The organism is Micromonospora sp. NBC_01392 (assembly GCF_045040125.1).
Lineage (GTDB): Bacteria > Actinomycetota > Actinomycetes > Mycobacteriales > Micromonosporaceae > Micromonospora.
The window spans coordinates 6,066,280-6,084,705 of record NZ_CP109549.1; the positions used below are offsets into that span (position 1 = coordinate 6,066,280).

Annotated in this window: 13 protein-coding genes; 7 read left to right on the forward strand and 6 right to left on the reverse strand. The window is 72.5% G+C overall.

Annotated features, from left to right (window positions below; all coding sequences use genetic code 11):
• Positions 1–6 precede the first annotated feature (6 nt).
• From OG767_RS26330 to OG767_RS26345, 4 genes are read right to left on the reverse strand one after another with little or no spacing between them, the layout of a single operon-like run.
• Positions 7–609: a GTP-binding protein gene (locus OG767_RS26330; protein WP_405090947.1), complete on the reverse strand. Its 603-nt coding sequence runs from the start codon at positions 607–609 to the stop codon at positions 7–9.
• On the reverse strand, positions 590–979 hold the full coding sequence (locus tag OG767_RS26335) for a DUF742 domain-containing protein (protein WP_281937511.1): 390 nt from the start codon (positions 977–979) through the stop codon (positions 590–592). Before OG767_RS26335 ends, OG767_RS26330 begins: the two co-directional genes overlap by 20 nt.
• Positions 969–1,391: a roadblock/LC7 domain-containing protein gene (locus tag OG767_RS26340; protein WP_396777327.1), complete on the reverse strand. Its 423-nt coding sequence runs from the start codon at positions 1,389–1,391 to the stop codon at positions 969–971. The genes OG767_RS26335 and OG767_RS26340 overlap by 11 nt, the downstream gene beginning before the upstream one ends.
• Positions 1,391–3,760, reverse strand: a complete 2,370-nt coding sequence (locus OG767_RS26345; RefSeq protein WP_405090948.1) for a nitrate- and nitrite sensing domain-containing protein — start codon at positions 3,758–3,760, stop codon at positions 1,391–1,393. Before OG767_RS26345 ends, OG767_RS26340 begins: the two co-directional genes overlap by 1 nt.
• A 302-nt stretch (positions 3,761–4,062) precedes the next feature.
• On the opposite strand from OG767_RS26345, the gene OG767_RS26350 reads away from it, so the two are divergent.
• From OG767_RS26350 to OG767_RS26370, 5 genes are all read left to right on the forward strand, one after another.
• Positions 4,063–4,662 (forward strand): hypothetical protein, encoded by a 600-nt coding sequence (locus OG767_RS26350; protein ID WP_405090949.1) that lies wholly within the window; start codon positions 4,063–4,065, stop codon positions 4,660–4,662.
• Between the two features lie 12 nt (positions 4,663–4,674).
• Positions 4,675–5,889 (forward strand): hypothetical protein, encoded by a 1,215-nt coding sequence (locus OG767_RS26355; protein ID WP_405090950.1) that lies wholly within the window; start codon positions 4,675–4,677, stop codon positions 5,887–5,889.
• Positions 5,890–6,030: 141 nt separating this feature from the next.
• Positions 6,031–7,686, forward strand: coding sequence for a sodium:solute symporter family protein (locus OG767_RS26360; protein ID WP_405090951.1), 1,656 nt, complete (start codon positions 6,031–6,033; stop codon positions 7,684–7,686).
• Positions 7,687–7,702: 16 nt separating this feature from the next.
• Positions 7,703–8,023, forward strand: a complete 321-nt coding sequence (locus OG767_RS26365) for a hypothetical protein (protein WP_405090952.1) — start codon at positions 7,703–7,705, stop codon at positions 8,021–8,023.
• Positions 8,024–8,111: 88 nt separating this feature from the next.
• Complete coding sequence (locus OG767_RS26370) at positions 8,112–8,495, forward strand: hypothetical protein (protein ID WP_405090953.1); 384 nt, start codon at positions 8,112–8,114, stop codon at positions 8,493–8,495.
• A gap of 110 nt (positions 8,496–8,605) precedes the next feature.
• Here the strand turns inward: OG767_RS26370 and OG767_RS26375 are convergent, their stop codons facing one another.
• Positions 8,606–10,393 carry a glycoside hydrolase family 6 protein gene (locus OG767_RS26375; RefSeq protein ID WP_405090954.1) on the reverse strand — a complete coding sequence of 596 codons (1,788 nt, stop codon included), beginning with the start codon at positions 10,391–10,393 and terminating at the stop codon, positions 8,606–8,608.
• Positions 10,394–10,994: 601 nt separating this feature from the next.
• Here OG767_RS26375 and OG767_RS26380 point away from each other — a divergent pair.
• Positions 10,995–12,194, forward strand: coding sequence for a hypothetical protein (locus OG767_RS26380; protein WP_405090955.1), 1,200 nt, complete (start codon positions 10,995–10,997; stop codon positions 12,192–12,194).
• A gap of 79 nt (positions 12,195–12,273) precedes the next feature.
• The gene (locus OG767_RS26385) at positions 12,274–13,125 is read left to right on the forward strand and encodes a class F sortase (RefSeq protein ID WP_405094318.1); all 852 of its coding nucleotides are present in this window, start codon (positions 12,274–12,276) and stop codon (positions 13,123–13,125) included.
• Between the two features lie 75 nt (positions 13,126–13,200).
• On the opposite strand, the gene OG767_RS26390 is transcribed toward OG767_RS26385, so the two are convergent.
• Positions 13,201–18,261, reverse strand: coding sequence for an NAD-glutamate dehydrogenase (locus tag OG767_RS26390; RefSeq protein WP_405090956.1), 5,061 nt, complete (start codon positions 18,259–18,261; stop codon positions 13,201–13,203).
• Positions 18,262–18,426 lie beyond the last annotated feature (165 nt).

Here is an 18,426-nt window from a genome sequence, read left to right on the forward strand (position 1 = left end):
GCGGGCTCAGCCCACCGGGACCGGCTCGCCGCGCTGCCGGGCCACGTGCTCGACCAGCGTGATCAACACCAGCTTGCCGGACTGCCGGTCCCGGGCGTCGCAGAGCACCAGCGGAACGTCCGGGTCGAGGTCCAACGCGTCGCGGACCGCCTCCAGGCCGAACCGCCGGGAGCCGTCGAAACAGTTGACCCCCACCACGAACGGGATGCCCCGCTGCTCGAAGTAGTCGATCGAGGGGAAGCAGTCGGCCAGCCGGCGGGTGTCGGCCAGCACCACCGCGCCCAGCGCGCCGAACGCCAACTCGTCCCAGAGGAACCAGAAGCGGTCCTGGCCCGGGGTGCCGAACAGGTAGACCTGGAGGTCGTCGTTGATGGTGATCCGGCCGAAGTCCATCGCCACCGTGGTGGTCGACTTCTGCTCCACCCCGGAGACGTCGTCGGTGCCCAGACCGGCCCCGGTCAGCACCTCCTCGGTCTGCAACGGGCGGACCTCGCTCAACGCGCTCACCAGCGTCGTCTTGCCGGCGCCGAAGCCACCCGCGATGAGGATCTTCAGGGCCAGCGGCACCCGCGACGCGGCCGAATCCGGGTCAAAGCGCACGGAGTCCATTGACCACCGCCTTGAGGATGTTGTCGTCGGGCAGGTACGCGGTGGCCGGTGGCCGGTGCACCGCGACGAACCCATGGGCGAGGAGGTCGCCGAGCAGCACCCGGACCACGCCCACGGCGAGGTCCAGGTCGGCGGCGAGGTCGGCCACGGCCTTCGGCCGCCGGGCCAGCTCGACCAGGCGGCGGTGCTCCGGCTGGAGACCGGGCACCCCGGCCGGCTCGGCCGCGGACGTGGTCAGCACGAACGCCAGCAGGTCGAACCCGTCGACCGGCGGGCGCACCCGGCCGCCGGTGAGCGTGTACGGACGGACCACCGGGCCGGCGTCGGCGTCGAGCCACTCGTGCTGCGGCCCGGGCCACTCAGCTCGCATCGGAGGGCTCCCCCGGGATCCGGGCCGGCGCGGCCAGGTTCTCCCCGACGCGGATCACCAGCATCGCCATCTCGTACGCCACCAGGCCGATGTCGGCGTCCGCGTCGCTGGCCACGGCCAGGCAGGCGCCCTGCCCGGCGGCCGTGACGAACAGGTACGCCGACTCCATCTCCACCACCGTCTGCCGGACCGCGCCGCCGCCCAGGTGCCGGGTGGCCCCCTTGGCCAGCCCGGAGAAGCCGGAGGCCAGCGCGCAGAGGTGCTCCGCGTCGGTGCGGTCCTGGTCGGTGGAGGCGCCGAGCAGCAGCCCGTCCGCCGAGAGCACCACCGCCCGGCTGGCGGCCGGCACCCGCTCCACCAGGTCGTCGAGCAGCCAGTCGAGATCGGCGTTCTGCCGCGTCGTGTGCACCACTAGGCGTCCCTCTCAGTCGCGGTTCGTTGGTCCGACGCCGGCGGGGAGGGCTCCGGGGCCGGCTCCGGCGCGGTGGCCGGCGTACCGGGGTCCGCCGGCACGTCGGTGGGCGGGTCGGGAACGGCGCCCCGGATCCGCGCGACCGTCGGGTTGCCGGTGGCGCGCGTGCCGTCCCGGCGTCCGCGCGCGGTGCCGGCCTGCAACGCGGACATGGTGCGGCGGGCCTCCTCCGGCGGGCGGCTCGCCGGGGTGTCGGTGACCACCGCGCGGGGTCGCGCCGGGCCGCGCCGGCGCACCCGCCGGGGCAGGCCGTCGCCGTCGGCGGGCGGTTCCACGGTCGAGGCCCGGGCGGCCGGCAACGGGATGACGGTGGACTCGGGACGCTCCCGGCCCGGTCGGGTGGGCCGCCCGCGGGGCACCGTGGTCAGCCGGCTCACCTTCGCCATCCGGCGCCGCTCCGGGCCGGCGGTGGCGTCCGGGCCGACCGGTGGCTCGTCGGTGATCAGATCCGACGGGACGAGGACCGCCGCGATCGTCCCGGCCGGCCGGCCCCGCCGCAGCTCCACCCGGACGCCGTGCCGCGCGGCCAACCGGGCCACCACGAACAGGCCCAGCCGGGCGCTGTCGGTCGGGTCGAACTCGGGCGGGGCGGCCAGCTTGCGGTTGGCGGTGGCCATGGCCGGCGGTGACATGCCGAGCCCTCGATCGGTGATCTCGATGGTGTAGCCGCCCGGCACGGTCCGGCCGGTGACGTCCACCCGGGTGCCCGGCGGGGAGAACGCGGTCGCGTTCTCGATCAGCTCGGCGAGCAGGTGGATCACGTCGCCGACGGCACGGCCGAGCACCCCGGCCGGCTGCACCTCGCCCACGTCGACCCGGTCGTACGCCTCGACCTCGGAGATCGCCCCGCGCATCACGTCCACCGCGGCGACCGGCCGGCGCCAACCCCGGCCGGGCGCGGCACCGGCCAGGATGACCAGGTCCTCGGCGTGCCGGCGGAGTCGGGTGGCGAGGTGGTCGACCTGGAACAGCCCGGCCAGCTCGTCCGGGTCCTCGGTGCGCCGTTCCAGCCGGTCCAGCAGCGCCAACTGCCGGTGCACCAGGCCCTGGCTGCGCCGGGCGAGGTTGAGGATGACCTCGTGGAAGCCGCGGCGCAGGGTGACCTCGTCGACCGCGGCCCGGACGGCGGTCCGGCGTACCTCGTTGAAGGCGCGCGCCACCTGGCCGATCTCGTCCCCGCCGTGATCCAGCTCCGGGGCCTCGCGGTCGACGTCGACCTCCTCGCCCCGGCGCAGCCGGGCGACCACGTCGGGCAGCCGCTGCTCGGCCACCTCGGTCGCGGCGGTGCGGACGCCGGTCAGCCGGTGCGCCAGCGACCGGCCGACCCGCAGCGCCACCAGCACGCAGACCACGATGGCGATCAGGCCGAGCACGCCGGCGGCGGCGAGCTGGACCAGGATGCGTACCGCGATCGGCACCGACCGTTCGGCGAGGCTGTCCGCGCCGCGCAGCTCGAAGTCCCGCAGGCCCTGCCAGACCTCCGCGTGGCCGGCCTCCCAGGCCCGGACGTCGAAGCCGGCGGGGAGGTCGTCGGCGCGGATCAGCGCGTCCTGGAGCGCGCGCAGCCGGAGGAACGCGGCGCCTTCGGTGAGTCGTTGGTAGCCGGCCCGCTCGTCGGGCGGCAGGTCGGCGACCGCGTTCTCGGCCAGGAACCGCTGGTTCTCCACGGTGCGCACCAGTTGCTCGTGCTCGCCGTCGGCGTACCGGCCGGCGGTGACGGCGCCGGCCAGCAGCGCGTCGGCCTGACCGAGCAGCTCACGGGAGCGGCCCAGCGCGGTGAGCGCCGACGCCTCCCGGTTGAGCCGCACGTCGGGCAGCATCGCCATGGCGGAGAACGCCTGGAACGCCGAACCGATCATCCCGCTGTAGAGCCCGACCGCGCCGGCCCGGTCGACCTTCCGGTCGTCGATGAAGACCCGCCCCGCGGGGAGCGCCTCCAGCGCCGAGCCCAGTTGGTCGAGGCGCGCGTCGAGCTGGTCGTCGGCCGCGTCGCGCAACGCCTCGCCGTCGATCCGGCGGCGCAGCTCGGCGACGGCCCGGTCGGTGCGGTCGCGTTGCGCGGCCAGCTCCGGCAGGACGCCGTCCCCGGCGAGCTGGACCACGGAGAGCCGCCGTTCCCGCTGCAACTCGGCCACCACGTTCTCGCCCGGCCGGCCCAGGTCGTACAGCAGGGTGCGGGTGGCGAGCAGGTCGAGCGCGGGCCCGAAGGCGAGCGTGGTGGCGAAGATCCACAGTGCCAGCAGCCCGGTCACCGGGCCGATGACCAGCGCGGTCAGCTTGGCGCGGATCGGCCAGTCGCGGGTGTTCAATCAGACCTCGCCCGGGAAGGTTCGCTGGGTGGCGCCGGCAGTGGCCGTCAGGTCGACGGCCACGACGCCGGGACCCGGCCCGGACGCCTTGGGCAGGATACGTAATCCCCGACGGATGCACTACCGGCCGTCTCGCCGCTCACTACGGTCCGAGATGGTCTTGGCGGGCCCCGTCGGACCCCCGTCGCATGGCCGGACCGGCGGCCACGGACCCCGCGCCGGGCACCCGACCCGGGAAAGTGCCCCGGAACGGGATTGGCGATCACCCGGAGGAGGGAATACCAGCTGGCGAAGGAGGAGCCATGTCGCCCACGCAGGTAGTCGTCATAGTCATCGTCGTCGCCGTGGTCGCCGCGTTGGTCGCGTTCGCCGTGGTCGCGAACCGCCGACGGGCGCTGCGGCAGCGCTTCGGCCCGGAGTACGACCGGGTCGTCGCCGAGCAGGACAGCCGCGGCGCCGCCGAGCGGGAGCTGCGGGAGCGCGAGCGTCGGCACGCCGAGCTGGAGCTGACGCCGCTCACCCCGGAGTCCCGGGCCCGTTACGCCGCCGCCTGGGAGGACCTCCAGGTGCGTTTCGTGGACTCGCCGGCCGAAACCGTCGGCGACGCCGACGAGCTGGTGAGTCACCTGATCGCGGAGCGCGGATACCCCACCGGGGACTTCTCCGACCAGATCGCCCATCTCTCCGTCGAGCACGCCCGCACGCTCACCCACTACCGCGACGCCCACGAGATCCGGCAGCGCAACGAACGCGGCGAGGCCGGCACCGAGGATCTCCGCCAGGCGCTGGTGCACTACCGGGCCCTCTTCGCCGACCTGCTCGGCGCGGACCCGGTCGGCCAGCGGTCGCCGGAGCAGCGCCACCCCGATCCCGACCCCGAGCACGACGCCACGAGCCGCTGAGGAGCCGCCGTCATGCGCCACGAAGAGCAGCAGGTCACGCCGGAGCACCCGGAGACCGTACGATCCGCGCCGGTGCCGGTCCCGCCGCCGGACGACCGCGCCCACGCCGACCGGTCGGGGACCGACCGCGCCGGCGTTCCGGAGGACGCGCTGGACGACCGGGGGACGTTCGACGACCCGGCCGTGACCGACGGGCCGGACGCCCGGCCCGACGAGACCCGGGCGTACGACGCCGACGACCTGCGCGACGCGGCGGACCGGGCGGACGACGCCGACGGGACGCGGGACGGCGAGCGGCCCGCCTTCCACGAGCCGGCGCCGCTGCCGACGGCGTTCGGCGCGGCCACGGTGGGCGACGCGGTGGCCGCCTCGGCGCTGGCCGGCGGTCGTCCGCAGGACGAGCGGGACGCGCGTGGTGAGGACACCGCCGCGCCGGGCGACGGCGCCCCGGGCCGCACCGACCCGCTGGACGACGAGCGGGCCGACCCGACCGCCGGGGACCGGCTGCACGACCGGGACCGTTGGGCGGCCGAGCACGCCGACGCGGACCGGGACGCGGACGTCACCGACCGGGACGACGACGCGGTGACCGCCGACGCGGACCGGCGCCACGACCGGGTGACCGCCGACCGGGACTCCGACGACGCGGTGGCCGCCGGTGCGGTCGGTTACGGCAGCCCCGAGCCGGGCCTGGTCGACCCGGACGCCGTGCCGGTCGCGGCGGGCGCCGACGCCCACGGTTCCGGCCGGCACCACGACACCGTCGACCGGGACGCCGCCATCGCGGCGGGCACGGCGACCGGCGGCACGACGGCGGCCGGCGGCGCGGCGGGCGCGACCGTGACCGGCGGCGAGGTGGGCGCGGTGGCAGCCAGCGACGCGGCGGGCGTGACGCCGACCGGCGACGCGGCGGACGCGGCGGTGGCCGGGGCGGGGCGGGCCATGTCCGGCGCCGTGCCGGCGGACGCGGCCACGCTGTTCGACCCGGACGCGGCGCAGGGCTTCCGGGACCGCTGGCGCGACGTCCAGCTGCGTTTCGTGGACGACCCGAAGGCCGCGGTCGGCGAGGCGGAGTCGCTCGTCGAGGAGGCGATCGAGGCGCTGTCCACGGCGCTGCGGGAGCAGCGCACCCGGCTCGGCACCTGGCAGGAGTCCGGGGACACCGAGCAGCTCCGGGTGGCGGTGCGCGGCTACCGCGACTTCCTGGACCGCGTACTGGGCCGCTGACGCCCCGCACGTGCGACGGAGCCCCGGCCGGTCACCCGGTCGGGGCTCCGTCGCGCACGGCGGATCGAACAGTAGGCATGAAACTTCGCGATCGGGGTACCTGCCGCCGCAGCACGCACCCACACGAGGGGAGCAACAGGCATGGGCAGCGGCCTACGGTTGAACATGAACGCCCTGGACTACCTGATCCTGGCGCTCTACTTCGTCACGGTGCTGGGGGTCGGCTTCGCCGCCCGTCGCGCCATCAAGACCAGCGTCGACTTCTTCCTGTCCGGGCGCTCGTTGCCCGCCTGGGTCACCGGCCTGGCGTTCGTCTCGGCGAACCTGGGCGCGCTGGAGATCATCGGCATGGCCGCCAACGGCGCCCAGTACGGCATCATGACGGTGCACTACTACTGGATCGGCGCGGTGCCGGCGATGGTCTTCCTCGGCATCGTGATGATGCCGTTCTACTACGGCTCGAAGGTCCGCAGCGTGCCGGAGTACCTGCGGCTGCGCTTCAACCGCCCCACCCACCTGCTGAACGCGATCAGCTTCGCGGTCGCCCAGGTGCTGATCGCCGGCGTCAACCTCTACGCGCTGGCGTTGATCATGCAGGCGCTGCTCGGCTGGCCGCTCTGGATCGCGATCGTGGTCGGCGCGGCGATCGTGCTGGCGTACATCACCGTCGGCGGGCTCTCCGGCGCGATCTACAACGAGGTGCTCCAGTTCTTCGTGATCATCGCCGGCCTGGTGCCGATCACGGTGATCGGTCTGGTCAAGGTCGGCGGCGTGAGCGGCCTGATGGACGCGGTACGCGAGTCCAAGCTCGGCGAGGCCGGTCTGCACGCCTGGCAGGGCACCGGCAGCACCGACAACCCGCTCGGCGCGCACTGGCTGGGCATCGTCTTCGGCCTCGGCTTCGTGCTCTCCTTCGGCTACTGGACCACCAACTTCGCCGAGGTGCAGCGCGCCCTGTCGGCGCGGAACATGAGCGCCGCCCGGCGTACCCCGATCATCGGGGCGTACCCGAAGCTGCTCATCCCGCTGGTCACCGTGATTCCCGGCCTGATCGCCCTGATCACGGTCAAGGGGCTGGGCGCCGACCAGGGCGACCTGGTCTACAACAACGCCATCCCGCTGCTCATGCGCGACCTGCTCCCCAACGGCGTGCTCGGCATCGCGGTCACCGGCCTGGTGGCGTCGTTCATGGCCGGCATGGCGGCCAACGTCAGCGGGTTCAACACCGTCTTCACGTACGACATCTGGCAGGCGTACTTCCGGCGGGACCGCCCGGACGAGTACTACGTGAAGGTGGGCCGGATCGCCACCGTGATCGCGGTGGTGGTGGGCATCGGCACCGCGTTCATCGCGGCCGGCTTCAGCAACATCATGAACTACATCCAGGCGCTGTTCTCGGTCTTCAACGCGCCGCTGTTCGGCACGTTCATCATCGGCATGTTCTGGCGGCGGATGAGCGCGCTGGCCGGCTTCTGGTCGCTGCTGTCCGGCACCGTGGTGGCGGTCGCGACGTACGTGCTCTACAAGACCGGCGTGATCAGCTTCAACTCGGACCTGGAGGAGAGCTTCTGGGGCGCCGGCCTGGCCTTCGTCACCGTCGCCGTGGTGGCCGCGATCATCACGCCGCTGACCCGACCGAAGACGAACGACGAGCTGACCGGCCTGGTGTACGGCCTCAGCGACACCACTCTCGCCGACGACTCGCTGGCCGGCGACGCGGCCTGGTACCGCTCCCCGGTGCTGCTCGGCGTCGTCGCCGTGGTGCTCGCCGCCCTCTTCTACATCCCGGTCTTCTGAGGAAGGGACCCACGTCATGGCAGACAACGCGGACCGTTACCAGGGCGGCGAGGCCCACGACCCGCTGGTCGACGAGACCGAGGACGCCCGGGAGGAACACTCCGCCGCGGCCCGGCTGTTCGACATCCGCCGGGTCATCGGTGGGCTGTTCGTCGCGTACGGGCTGATCGTCGGGCTGATGGGCCTCTTCGACTCGTCGGCCGAGATCGACAAGGCGCAGGGCCTGCGGATCAACCTGTGGGCCGGCGCGGTGATGCTGGTCTTCGGGCTGCTCATGCTGCTCTGGCAGCGGCTGCGCCCGACCGAGGCCCCGCCGGCGCGCTCCGACGGGTCCTGAGCCGCACCGGATCCCCGCACCGGCCCCGCCGGCATGCCCGGCGTCGCACCGGGTACGCCAGGCGCGGATGGGGACAGGAGGCAGCAGCATGACCGATCGTGACCCCGGTGGCGAGCGACCGCTGGAGGAGACCCCCGAGGTGGCCGCCGCGGTGGACGACGACAGCACGGTGCCGCAGCTCCGCGGCAGCGGCACCGATCCGGACAATCCCGCGTTCGCCGAGCCGGACGGCGCGGTGGCCGACACCGGCTCGCCGGACATCCTCGGCGACCCGTACGCGGCCGGCACCGGCGCGACCGGCACCGGCACCGGTGCGGGCGGGGACAACATCCGTACCGGCGCCGAGCAGCCCTGGGAGCCGGAGGATCTGGTGCGGGCCCGTGGCCAGGACGTGACCCCGGAGAACGTCGAGCGGGCCCGCCGTGACCTGGCCGAGCTGGGCCGAGCGGCGATCGAGAAGACGGTGCCCTGACCGGGAACGGCCGGGGGCCCCTGGTCGACGTGGGCGTCGACCAGGGGCCCGGGGAAACCCGCGCGGCGGTGCCTCACTCCCGCCGCGGCGGGTGGTCCGGCCGCGGGGCTCTACAGCGCCGGGTAGGCGTTCTGCATGAGCTGCGCGAACTGGGCCGCGAACCAGGCGCCGGAGATCGGCGCGTCCGGCAGGGCGCCGGACAGGCTGTTCCCGTTGCGGGCGTTACCGGTGTACGTCGGGTCGCACATCCGGTCGAAGCCCTTGCCCTCGTCGTTCGGGATCGCCTTGCTGGAGCCGTCCGACTCACCCGGGGGCTTCACCCAGACGTAGGCGTCGATACCCGGCTCCGGGTTGGCCTTCGGCCGCTCGCCGAGGCCGGCACCGGCCTGGTTGCACCAGTTGCCGGCGTGGATGCGGCGGTCGACCCGACCCCCGTTGACGTAGGCGTCAACGCTGGTCAGCGGGCCAGGACCGGTCGGCCGCGCCGAACCGCCCCAACCGTTGCGGGAGGTGTCGATCAGCATGCCGATGTTGCTGTCGAAGCCGATCGAGACCAGCTTCTGCCGGAACGCCTGGGCGAACGAGAGCTCGTCGACGTAGAAGTTCCAGTCGATCCACTTGGCCTGCCGCACGGTCTGGCCGTTCACCGAGTCGGTGATCTTGACGTACGGCTCCTTGAGCGCGGAGTAGTTCGCCGTGTTGACGATGAACCCCTGCACGTTCTTCACGGTGCTGCCGGACGCCACAGCGGCGGCCTTGAGCTGGTCGGCGGTCGGGCCGAAGTTGCTGTCCCAGCCGATCCAGCCGTGGTGCGCGGCGTCGATGTAGTTGTAGACGTTGCCGATCGCACCGAGCTTCGCCAGCGCGTAGCCGACGCCGTTGACGTAGGCGCCGTTGGCCTTGACCGTGTCGCACATCGCGGTGCCGCCCGGCTGGCCCGAGGTGTTGGTCACCAGGTTGGGCAGCGAGTCGATCTCGATGATGTTGACGATGCGCAGGTTCTTGTACTTCGCGTCGGCCTGGATCGCGGCGATCGGGTCGATGTACTCGGTCTTGTAGCGGGGCAACTCGTCCGGGCCCAGCTCGCCGTTCGAGGCCAGCGCGGCACAGTCCCGGCCGGGCAGGTTGTAGATGACGAACTGGATGTAGCCGGCGCCCTGGGCGAGCGCGGCGTCCAGGTGGTCACGAACGCCCATCGAGCCGTTGGAGCTGCTGCCCGTGGTGCCGTTGATGGCGGCGATCCGGTCGAGCCAGACCGCGGTCGGGTTGTTCGACACCCGGTTGCCACCGGCCACGGACTCGGCCTTGGCCTTCCACTCCGGGTTCACGTACCCCTTGACCCCGGCGTACGGGTTGTCCACCTTCTCCCCCGGCGGCGGGGTGGTGGGCGGCGGCGTGGTGGGGGGCGGCGTCGTCGGCGGGGTGCTGGTGGGCGGCGTGCTGGTCGGCGGCGTGCTGGTGGGCGGCGTGCCGCCGTTGCAGACCGTGCCGTTGAGCGTGAACTGCGTCGGCTTCGGGTTGCTGCCGCTCCAGGCGCCGTTGAACCCGATGCTGGTGCTGGCGCCGGTGGCCAGCGAACCGTTGTAGGACTCGTTCTGCGCGGTGACGTTCTGGCCGCTCTGGGTCCACTTCGCCGACCAGCCCTGCTGTACGCGCTGGCTGCTGTTCGGGAACGTGAAGCCGAGGTTCCACGAGCTGACCGGGTCACCGAGGTTCTTGATGACCACGTTCGCGGTGAAGCCACCGGCCCAGTCGTTGGTGGTGTAGTCCACGCTGCACTGCGTCGCGGCCTGCGCCGCGGTGACCGGGAGGGTCACCAGCCCGCCGGCCACGAGGACGCCGGCGCCGGTGAGCGCGAGCGTCCGGCTCCGGCCGGACAGCCTTCTCCACAGATTCATACCACTGATCTCCTTGGGCGAGACCGGATCCGCGTACGGCCCGGCGGAATGGCGGCGGTGGTCGCCCTGCGGGAACGACCGTGCGCGCCACGGGTTGTTTCGGGGGACGCCCGACCCGGACGGGCGTGAGGTGGTGGTGGTGCCGACCGGTCCGCAGGACCGGTCGAAGGAGCCGGACGTCGTCCGGTGAGACCGGTTGCCCTCGACGTCTGCGCTCGCGGTGTGGCTCCCCGAACCGCGTGCAGCGATTCTTGCATGGGAGCGCTTCCATGGCAATGCCTCGATACGCACCCCGACCCTACCCCCACCCCCCACCACCCCACCCCCGTCGATCATGAGGTTGACGGCAGATGGAAGCGCTCCCCCGACCGCCAACTCCATGATCACCGGTCGTCGGCCGCCCGGACGGGGTGCGGGGGACCGGGCGGGAGGCGCAGAGGGCGCAGAGGGCTCGGGGATGGTCGGCGCCACGCGAAATGCCACATCATCGACAAAGCCCGAAAAACGAAACTTTCCCCGGATAGGTCGCGAAAAGGTCTAACGTCGGCCGTAGCTCGACTGACGTCGGGCTCAGGACGAACAGGGATGGAGTGACGCTGGTATGGCTGACAAGATGCTCGGGAAGATCGTCGCGGGTGCCGCTCTCGGCGGTGCGGGCCTTCTCGTGTTCACCCCGGGAATGGCCTACGCAGGCGGGCACGACGACGAGGGCAAGGTGATCGCCAAGCCGCACGTGGTCAAGGCCGGTGACACCGTGGAACTGCTCCAGATCTGCCCGGAGCCCCAGGAGCACGCCTACGTCTGGTCGAAGGTGACCGGCAAGGTCGACCTCCACCCGGCCCGGGACGGCGAGCACGGCGACTGGGCCGACAAGGGCGGCGACTGGGCCGAGGACGCGGACCAGGGTCCCGACGGCAAGGACGGGCACGGCGCCCCGCCCGAGGCCAACAAGGACGAGCACGGCAAGGACGCCAAGGACGAGCACGGCAAGGACGAGCAGGGCAAGAACGAGCAGGGCAAGAACGAACAGGGCAAGGGTCCCGAGGGCAAGGACGAGAAGGGCACGGACGGGCACGGTCCCGGCGAGGCGGGCATGCCGGAGCCGCCGGCCGACGCGCCGAAGCCGGGCGGTGCGGGTGCCGGCATGGCCGCCGACGCCGGGGATCTGGGACCGCAGGGCCACGAGGAGTACGGCCAGGACGCCGAGCCGGGCTGGACGGCTGCCGACTGGACCCGGGACGAGCACGGCGCCGACGGCAAGGACGGACACGGTGCCCCGCCCGAGGCCAACAAGGACGAGCACGGCAAGGACGCCAAGGACGAGCACGGCAAGGACGAACAGGGCAAGGACGAGCACGGCAAGGACGGCAACAACGGCAAGGACAAGCACGGTAAGGACGGCAAGGACGAGCACGGCGCCCCGCCGGAGGCCAGCAAGGACGAGCAGGGCAGGGACGCCAAGGACGAGCCCCACGGCGACTGGCAGGACGACTGGCAGGACGACAAGGGGTACGGCCACGGTGAGGACGAGGCCGGCTGGGAGCACGGGAAGGACTTCGTCTACTACGGCGAGGCCCGCGTCTCCGAGGACGTCCACCCGGGCCGCTACGAGCTGAACGGCTCCTGCGGCGAGGGCGAACTGGTGGTCCTCCCCCGGGGCGGGGTCGACGGCGGTGACGGCGGCATGGCCACCACCGGCCTGGACCGTGGTCTCGCCACCGGAGGCGCCGGCATGATCGGTGCCGCCGCACTCGGCGGACTGGTGCTGATGCGTCGGCGGCGGGCCGGTGGCCTGGTCTGACCGGACGACGAGCCGGGCCGGCGGCCGTCACGGGAAACCGTGGCGCGCCGTCGGCGCGGCCGTCGTCGTCCTGCTCGCCATGGTGGGCTCCGGCCTGATCGGCGCGTCCGTCCGCACCGTCCCGCCGCCCACCCCGCCGCAGCCGATCGCGCAGGCCGGACCGGCCGGCACGACGGATGCCACCGACCCGCCCACCGCCTCCGACACCGATCCGGACGCCGACGGCGGCGCGCCCTGGGACGGCCCGTCGACCACCTACGCCGATCCGGCCACGCCGCCCGGCGCCACGCCGGGCACGCCACCCGGCGCCGCACCGGCGACCCCGCCCGGCACCGCGCCGGGCACACCGGCGGGGACCGGGCCGGGCACACCGGCGGGGACCGGGCCCGGGACCGTGCCGGGCACACCGTCCGGGAGCGTGCCGGTGGCCCCCGGCGCCGCACCGACCGGGCCCACGGGTGCCCCGGCCGCACTGCCCCGCTCCGCGCCCACCACCGTCGTGATCCCCCGGATCGGGGTCCGCGCCGAGGTCATGACGCTCGGCACCAACCCGGACGGAACAGTCCAGGTGCCCCCGCTGGACCAGGCGATGAAGGCGGGCTGGTACTCCCCCGGCGCCAGCCCCGGCGAGGTCGGCAACGCCGTGATCGTCGGGCACGTCGACTCCGCCAAGCTCGGCCCGGCGGTCTTCTTCAACCTGGGCGCGCTGGTGCCGGGCGACACCATCGCCGTGTCCCGGCAGGACGGCTCGACCGTCACGTTCACCGTGGAGGAGGTCCGGTCGTACCCGAAGACGGCCTTCCCGGCGGAACAGGTCTACGGCCCGTCCACCGTGCCCGGCCTGCGCGTGGTCACCTGCGGCGGGGTGTTCGACCGGACCGCCGGCAGCTACCTGAACAACATCGTGGTCTACGCCCGGATGACCCGCTGATCCACCTCAGACACGGAAAGAGTGCCCATCCGAAGCGCGATGGGCACTCTTTCCGTGCATCAGTGACGTGGCGCGTCAGGCCGCCGCAGAGGTGCGGACCAGGGTACGGATCTGACGCAGCAGCACCGACAGGGCGGACAGGTCGGCGCGGGACTCGTCGAACTCCCCCATCGCCCGGTGCGCCCGGTGGATCGAGGTCGCGTTCGCCTGCTCCCACTCCTGCACCCGCTCCACCGGCGGCTGGCTGTCCGAGGTGGAGCTGAGCACCTCCGCGGTGAGCGCGGCCAGCGCGGCGTACAGGTCGTAGCGCAGCGCCATCCGGGCCAGCGTCTGCCAGCGGTCCTCCCGCGGCAGCAGGGAGATCTTCGACAGCAGCGCGTCCACCCGGAACCGGTCGGAGAGCACGAAGTAGACCGACGCCACCTCGCTCACCTCCCGCCCGGTCGTCTTCGCCGTCTCGACGATGTCGAGCAGGCCGAAGCTGTACATCAGGCGGGTCGCCTGCACGGCCAGCTCACGCGGCAGCCCCTTGCCGACGAGCGTCTCGATGTGCGCCGCGATCGCCTCCCGCTCGGTGCCCCAGAACAGGTGCTCCAGGTCCGGCATGAGCTGGGCCACGCCGTCCCGCAGCCGGGTGATCTCCGCCGGCACGTCGATCGGCGAGCGCCGGTTGGTGACCAGCCAGCGCACCGCGCGGTCGAGCAGCCGTCGGGTGTCCAGGTAGACGGCGGTCTGCAACTCGGGCGAGACCTTGTTGTCCAGCGCCTCGACCGCGTTCCACAGCTCACCCAGCCCGAACACCTCGCGGACCACCACGTACGCGCGCAGCACGTCCGCCGCCGAGGCGGCCGTCTCCTCGACCACCCGGAACACGAACGAGATGCCGCCCCGGTTGATCGCCTCGTTGACCAGCACCGTGGTGACGATGTCCCGGCGCAGCCGGTGCCGGCCCATCCGGTCGGCGAAGCGCTGCCGCAGCGGGGTCGGGAAGTAGTTGACCAGGACGTCGGTCGTCCACTCCTCGTCCGCCAGCCCTTCGCTGACGATCTCCCGCTCCAGCACGATCTTCACGTACGCGAGCAGCACCGCGAACTCCGGCGGGGTCAGCCCGGTCTCGACGCGGACCGCCAGCTCCTCGTCCGACGGCAGCGCCTCCAGCGCCCGGTCCAGCGCGCCGGACCGCTCCAGCTCGTTGATCATCCGGCGGTGCACCGGGAGCAGCGAGGCGGCCTGGGTCTGGGCGTTGTTGAGCGCCCGCGCCTGGTCGTAGTTGTCCCGCAGCACCAGCTCGGCGACCTCGTCGGTCATCTGGGCCAGCAGCTCGTCGCGCTCCGGCCGGTCCAGCTCCCCGTCGGCGACCGCGGTGTTCAGCAGGATCTTGATGTTCACCTCGTGGTCGGAGCAGTCCACCCCGGCCGCGTTGTCGATGAAGTCGGTGTAGATGCGTCCGCCGCCGGCGGCGTACTCGATCCGGCCCTGCTGGGTGAAGCCCAGGTTGCCGCCCTCGCCGACCACCCGGCAGCGCAGGCTCTTGCCGTCCACCCGGATGGCGTCGTTGGACTTGTCCCCGACCTCGGCGTTGGTCTGCGTCGACGCCTTCACGTAGGTGCCGATGCCGCCGTTCCAGAACAGGTCCACCGGCGCGGTGACGATCGCCTTCATCAGCTCCTGCGGGCTGAGCTGCGTGACGTCGTCGTCGAGGCCGAGCACCGCGCGGACCTGCGGCGTGAGCGGCACCGACTTCGCGGTACGCGGGAAGATGCCGCCGCCTTCCGAGATCAGCTCCGGGTCGTAGTCCTCCCAGGACGACCGGGGCAGGTCGAACAGCCGCTTGCGCTCGGCGAACGAGGTGGCCGCGTCCGGGTCCGGGTCCAGGAAGATGTGCCGGTGGTCGAACGCGGCCACCAGCCGGATGTGCTCGGAGAGCAGCATCCCGTTGCCGAACACGTCGCCGGACATGTCGCCGACGCCGACCACGGTGAAGTCCTGGGTCTGGGTGTCGTGCCCCAGCTCCCGGAAGTGCCGCTTCACCGACTCCCAGGCGCCCCGGGCGGTGATGCCCATCTTCTTGTGGTCGTAGCCGGCCGAGCCGCCGGAGGCGAACGCGTCACCGAGCCAGAAGCGGTGCGCGGTGGAGATCTCGTTGGCGATGTCGGAGAACGTCGCGGTGCCCTTGTCCGCCGCCACCACCAGGTAGGGGTCGTCGGGGTCGTGCCGGACCACGTCCTCGGGCGGCACGATCTCGCCGCTGGCGATGTTGTCCGTGACGTCGAGCAGCGCGGAGATGAACTCCTTGTAGCAGACCACCGCCTCGTCCCGGTCGCCCGGCTTCTGCTTGAGCACGAAGCCGCCCTTGGCGCCCACCGGCACGATCACCGCGTTCTTCACCATCTGCGCCTTGACCAGGCCCAGCACCTCGGTGCGGAAGTCCTCGCGCCGGTCGGACCAGCGCAGGCCGCCCCGGGCCACCGGCCCGAACCGCAGGTGCACGCCCTCGAACCGGGGCGAGTAGACGAAGATCTCGAACTTCGGCCGCGGCGCCGGCAGGTCCGGGATGGCCTGCGGGTCCAGCTTGAACGCCACGTACGGCTTGGGCCGCCCGCCCACCGGCTTCTGGTAGAAGCTGGTGCGCAGCGTGGCCTGGATCAACGTCAGGAAGGCCCGCAGGATGCGGTCCTGGTCGAGGCTGGCCACCTCGTCCAGCGCCTCGCCGATCGCGTCGACCAGCTCGGCGCCGCGCTGGCGCCGCTCGTCCATCGTGATGGGGCTGGGCGCGAACCGGATCTCGAAGAGCTGCACCAGCAGCCCGGCGATGCTCGGGTACGCGATGAACGTCTGTTCCATGTACTCCTGGGAGAACACGGTGCCGGCCTGCCGCAGGTACTTCGCGTACGCGCGCAGCACGACCACCTGCCGCCAGGTGAGCCCGGTGCGCAGCACCAGCTCGTTGAAGCCGTCCACCTCGGCCTCGCCCCGCCAGGCGGCGGCGAACGCGTTCTCCACGTGCGGGCGCACCTCGGCCAGGTCCTGGTGCCGTTCCGGCAGCTCCAGCCCGAAGTCGTAGAGCCAGATCCGGCCGTCGACGCGCTCCACCTCGTACGGGTGCTCGTCGACCACCTTCACGCCGAGCGAGTGCAGCACCGGCAGCACGGCGGAGAGCATCATCGGCTCGCCGTACCGGTAGACCTTGAACCGCACGTCCAGCGACTCGTCGCCGTCGTTCGCCCGGCCCGAGTAGGCCCGCGGCGCCAACTGCTTGCGGAACAGGTGCATCTCGAGCTGGCCGGGCTCCTCCAGCAGCTCCAGCTTGGCCAGGTCCTTCATCGCCTCGTACGGCGTGTGCCCGTCCTTGTAGCCCTCCGGGAACGCGTCGGCGTACCGGCTGAACAGGTGCTTGGCCTGCTCGTCGCCGAGCTTGCGCTCCAGCACCAGCCGGTAGTCGTCGTCCCAGAGCCGGGTAGCGTCGGCCAGCTCCTCGGCGAGCAGGTCGGCGTCGATCTCGCCGGGCGGGCTGTTCGGGTCGGTGCGGACGATGAAGTGCACCCGGGCCAGCATCGACTCGGTGACCCGGGTGGTGTAGTCGACGCCGACGCCGTTCAGCTCCCGCAGCAGGATGTCCTGCATGCGCAGCCGGTTCTGCGTGGTGAACCGGTCCCGGGGCAGGTAGATCAGGCAGGAGATGAACCGCCCGTACCCGTCCCGGCGCAGGAAGACGCGGAGCTGCCGGCGGCCGGCCATCCGCAGCACGCCGATCACCGCGTGGTAGAGGTCGTCGGTCTTGATCTGGAACAGCTCGTCGCGCGGGTAGGTCTCCAGGATCTGGAGCAGGTCCTTGCCGGAGTGGCTGCGCAGGCTCAGGCCGGAGCGGTCCAGCACCTCGGCGACCTTGCGGCGGACCACCGGCAGCTCCTGCACGCTGGTCCGGTACGCGGCGGTGGAGAACAGGCCCAGGAAGCGCCGCTCCCCGACCACCTCGCCGGCCTCGTTGAAGATCTTGAAGCCGATGTAGTCGAGGTAGGCCGAACGGTGCACGGTGGCCCGGGAGTTGGCCTTGGTGATGATGAGCAGGCGCTTCTCCAGCACGCGCTCGTGCGCCTCCGGGGTCATCGAGTTCAGCGACCGGGCCTCCGGCGAGTCGGACCGCAGGATGCCCAGCCCGGTGCCGAGGACCGCCTCCAACGCCTGCCCGCCGGCCGCCCCGTCCGCGTCGACCAGGCGGTACTCCCGGTACCCAAGGAACGTGAAGTGGTCGTGCGCCAGCCAGCGCAGCAGCTCCACCGAGTCCGTGATGTCCTTCTCCGGCACCGGCGGGCGGCTGTCCGACGTCCGCGCGGCGGCCAGCTCGTCGGCGAGCGCCAACGCCCGCTGCCGCATCTTGGGCCAGTCCTCGACGGCCTCCCGCACGTCGGTGAGCACCCGCTGGAGCTCGCGGCGCACCGCCTCCCGTTCGGCCGGGTCACGGACCGGGTCGATCTCGATCCGCATCCAGCTCTCGACCAGGTCACCGGCGATCGCGTCGTCCGGCTCCACGTCCGCGGAGACCTCGGTGAGCCGGCCCAGCGGCTCCCGACGGACCACCACCAGCGGGTGCACCAGCAGGTGCACGTCGAGGTGGCGGGAGTTCAGCAGCGCGGTGACCGAGTCGACCAGGAACGGCATGTCGTCGGTGACGATCTCGACGACGGTGTGGTGCTGCTCGGCGTCCGGCTCGTGGATGCGCAGTTTCAGCTCGCCCGGCACCCGCTGCTGGGCCAGGTCCCGGTGGGCCCGGGCCGCCTCCAGCATCTCCTCGGCGGTGAAGCCGATCAGCTCCTCGTCCGGCGCGAACCGCCAGAACCGGTCCACCAGCGTGGCCGCGTCGTGGTCGTCGCCGGCCAGCGCGACCGCCTGGGCGACCAGCCGCTCCGCGTTGGGCACCGGCTCGTCCAGCTCGGCGTCCTCCACGTCGTCGGCCAGTGCCTGCGCGGGCAGGCCCAGGTCGTAGAGGGTGTCGATGCTGGAACCGGTCAGGCCGGTCACTCCTGTGTCGAGACGGCCGAAACCGTCCCCGTCGGTCGCCGAATCGAAGCTGTCATCGTCCCGGCTGGTGTCAGCCTGGAGATCGGGTCCCGGTTTGATCGCCGGACGCCGGTCCATCGGTGCCACTCCCCTCGACCCACCGCGTTGTGGGTCACTCTGCCGCCCAGCCTAGGCCCTGCCGTTGTGCCCCTCCGTCGGCGGACCACTGGCCGGACGTCCGGATCGGGACTGTGCCCTTTCACCTGTTGCGGGTCCGTGGTCGGCCGGACTCGGATTACCCCG

Excerpts from the sequence above, each read along its gene's own strand:
- OG767_RS26330 (WP_405090947.1), bottom strand. The coding sequence starts at position 609 with ATGGACTCCGTGCGCTTTGACCCGGATTCGGCCGCGTCGCGGGTGCCG.
- OG767_RS26335 (WP_281937511.1), bottom strand. The coding sequence starts at position 979 with ATGCGAGCTGAGTGGCCCGGGCCGCAGCACGAGTGGCTCGACGCCGAC.
- OG767_RS26350 (WP_405090949.1), top strand. The coding sequence starts at position 4,063 with ATGTCGCCCACGCAGGTAGTCGTCATAGTCATCGTCGTCGCCGTGGTC.
- OG767_RS26355 (WP_405090950.1), top strand. The coding sequence starts at position 4,675 with ATGCGCCACGAAGAGCAGCAGGTCACGCCGGAGCACCCGGAGACCGTA.
- OG767_RS26360 (WP_405090951.1), top strand. The coding sequence starts at position 6,031 with ATGGGCAGCGGCCTACGGTTGAACATGAACGCCCTGGACTACCTGATC.
- OG767_RS26365 (WP_405090952.1), top strand. The coding sequence starts at position 7,703 with ATGGCAGACAACGCGGACCGTTACCAGGGCGGCGAGGCCCACGACCCG.
- OG767_RS26370 (WP_405090953.1), top strand. The coding sequence starts at position 8,112 with ATGACCGATCGTGACCCCGGTGGCGAGCGACCGCTGGAGGAGACCCCC.
- OG767_RS26375 (WP_405090954.1), bottom strand. The coding sequence starts at position 10,393 with ATGAATCTGTGGAGAAGGCTGTCCGGCCGGAGCCGGACGCTCGCGCTC.
- OG767_RS26380 (WP_405090955.1), top strand. The coding sequence starts at position 10,995 with ATGGCTGACAAGATGCTCGGGAAGATCGTCGCGGGTGCCGCTCTCGGC.
- OG767_RS26385 (WP_405094318.1), top strand. The coding sequence starts at position 12,274 with ATGGTGGGCTCCGGCCTGATCGGCGCGTCCGTCCGCACCGTCCCGCCG.
- OG767_RS26390 (WP_405090956.1), bottom strand. The coding sequence starts at position 18,261 with ATGGACCGGCGTCCGGCGATCAAACCGGGACCCGATCTCCAGGCTGAC.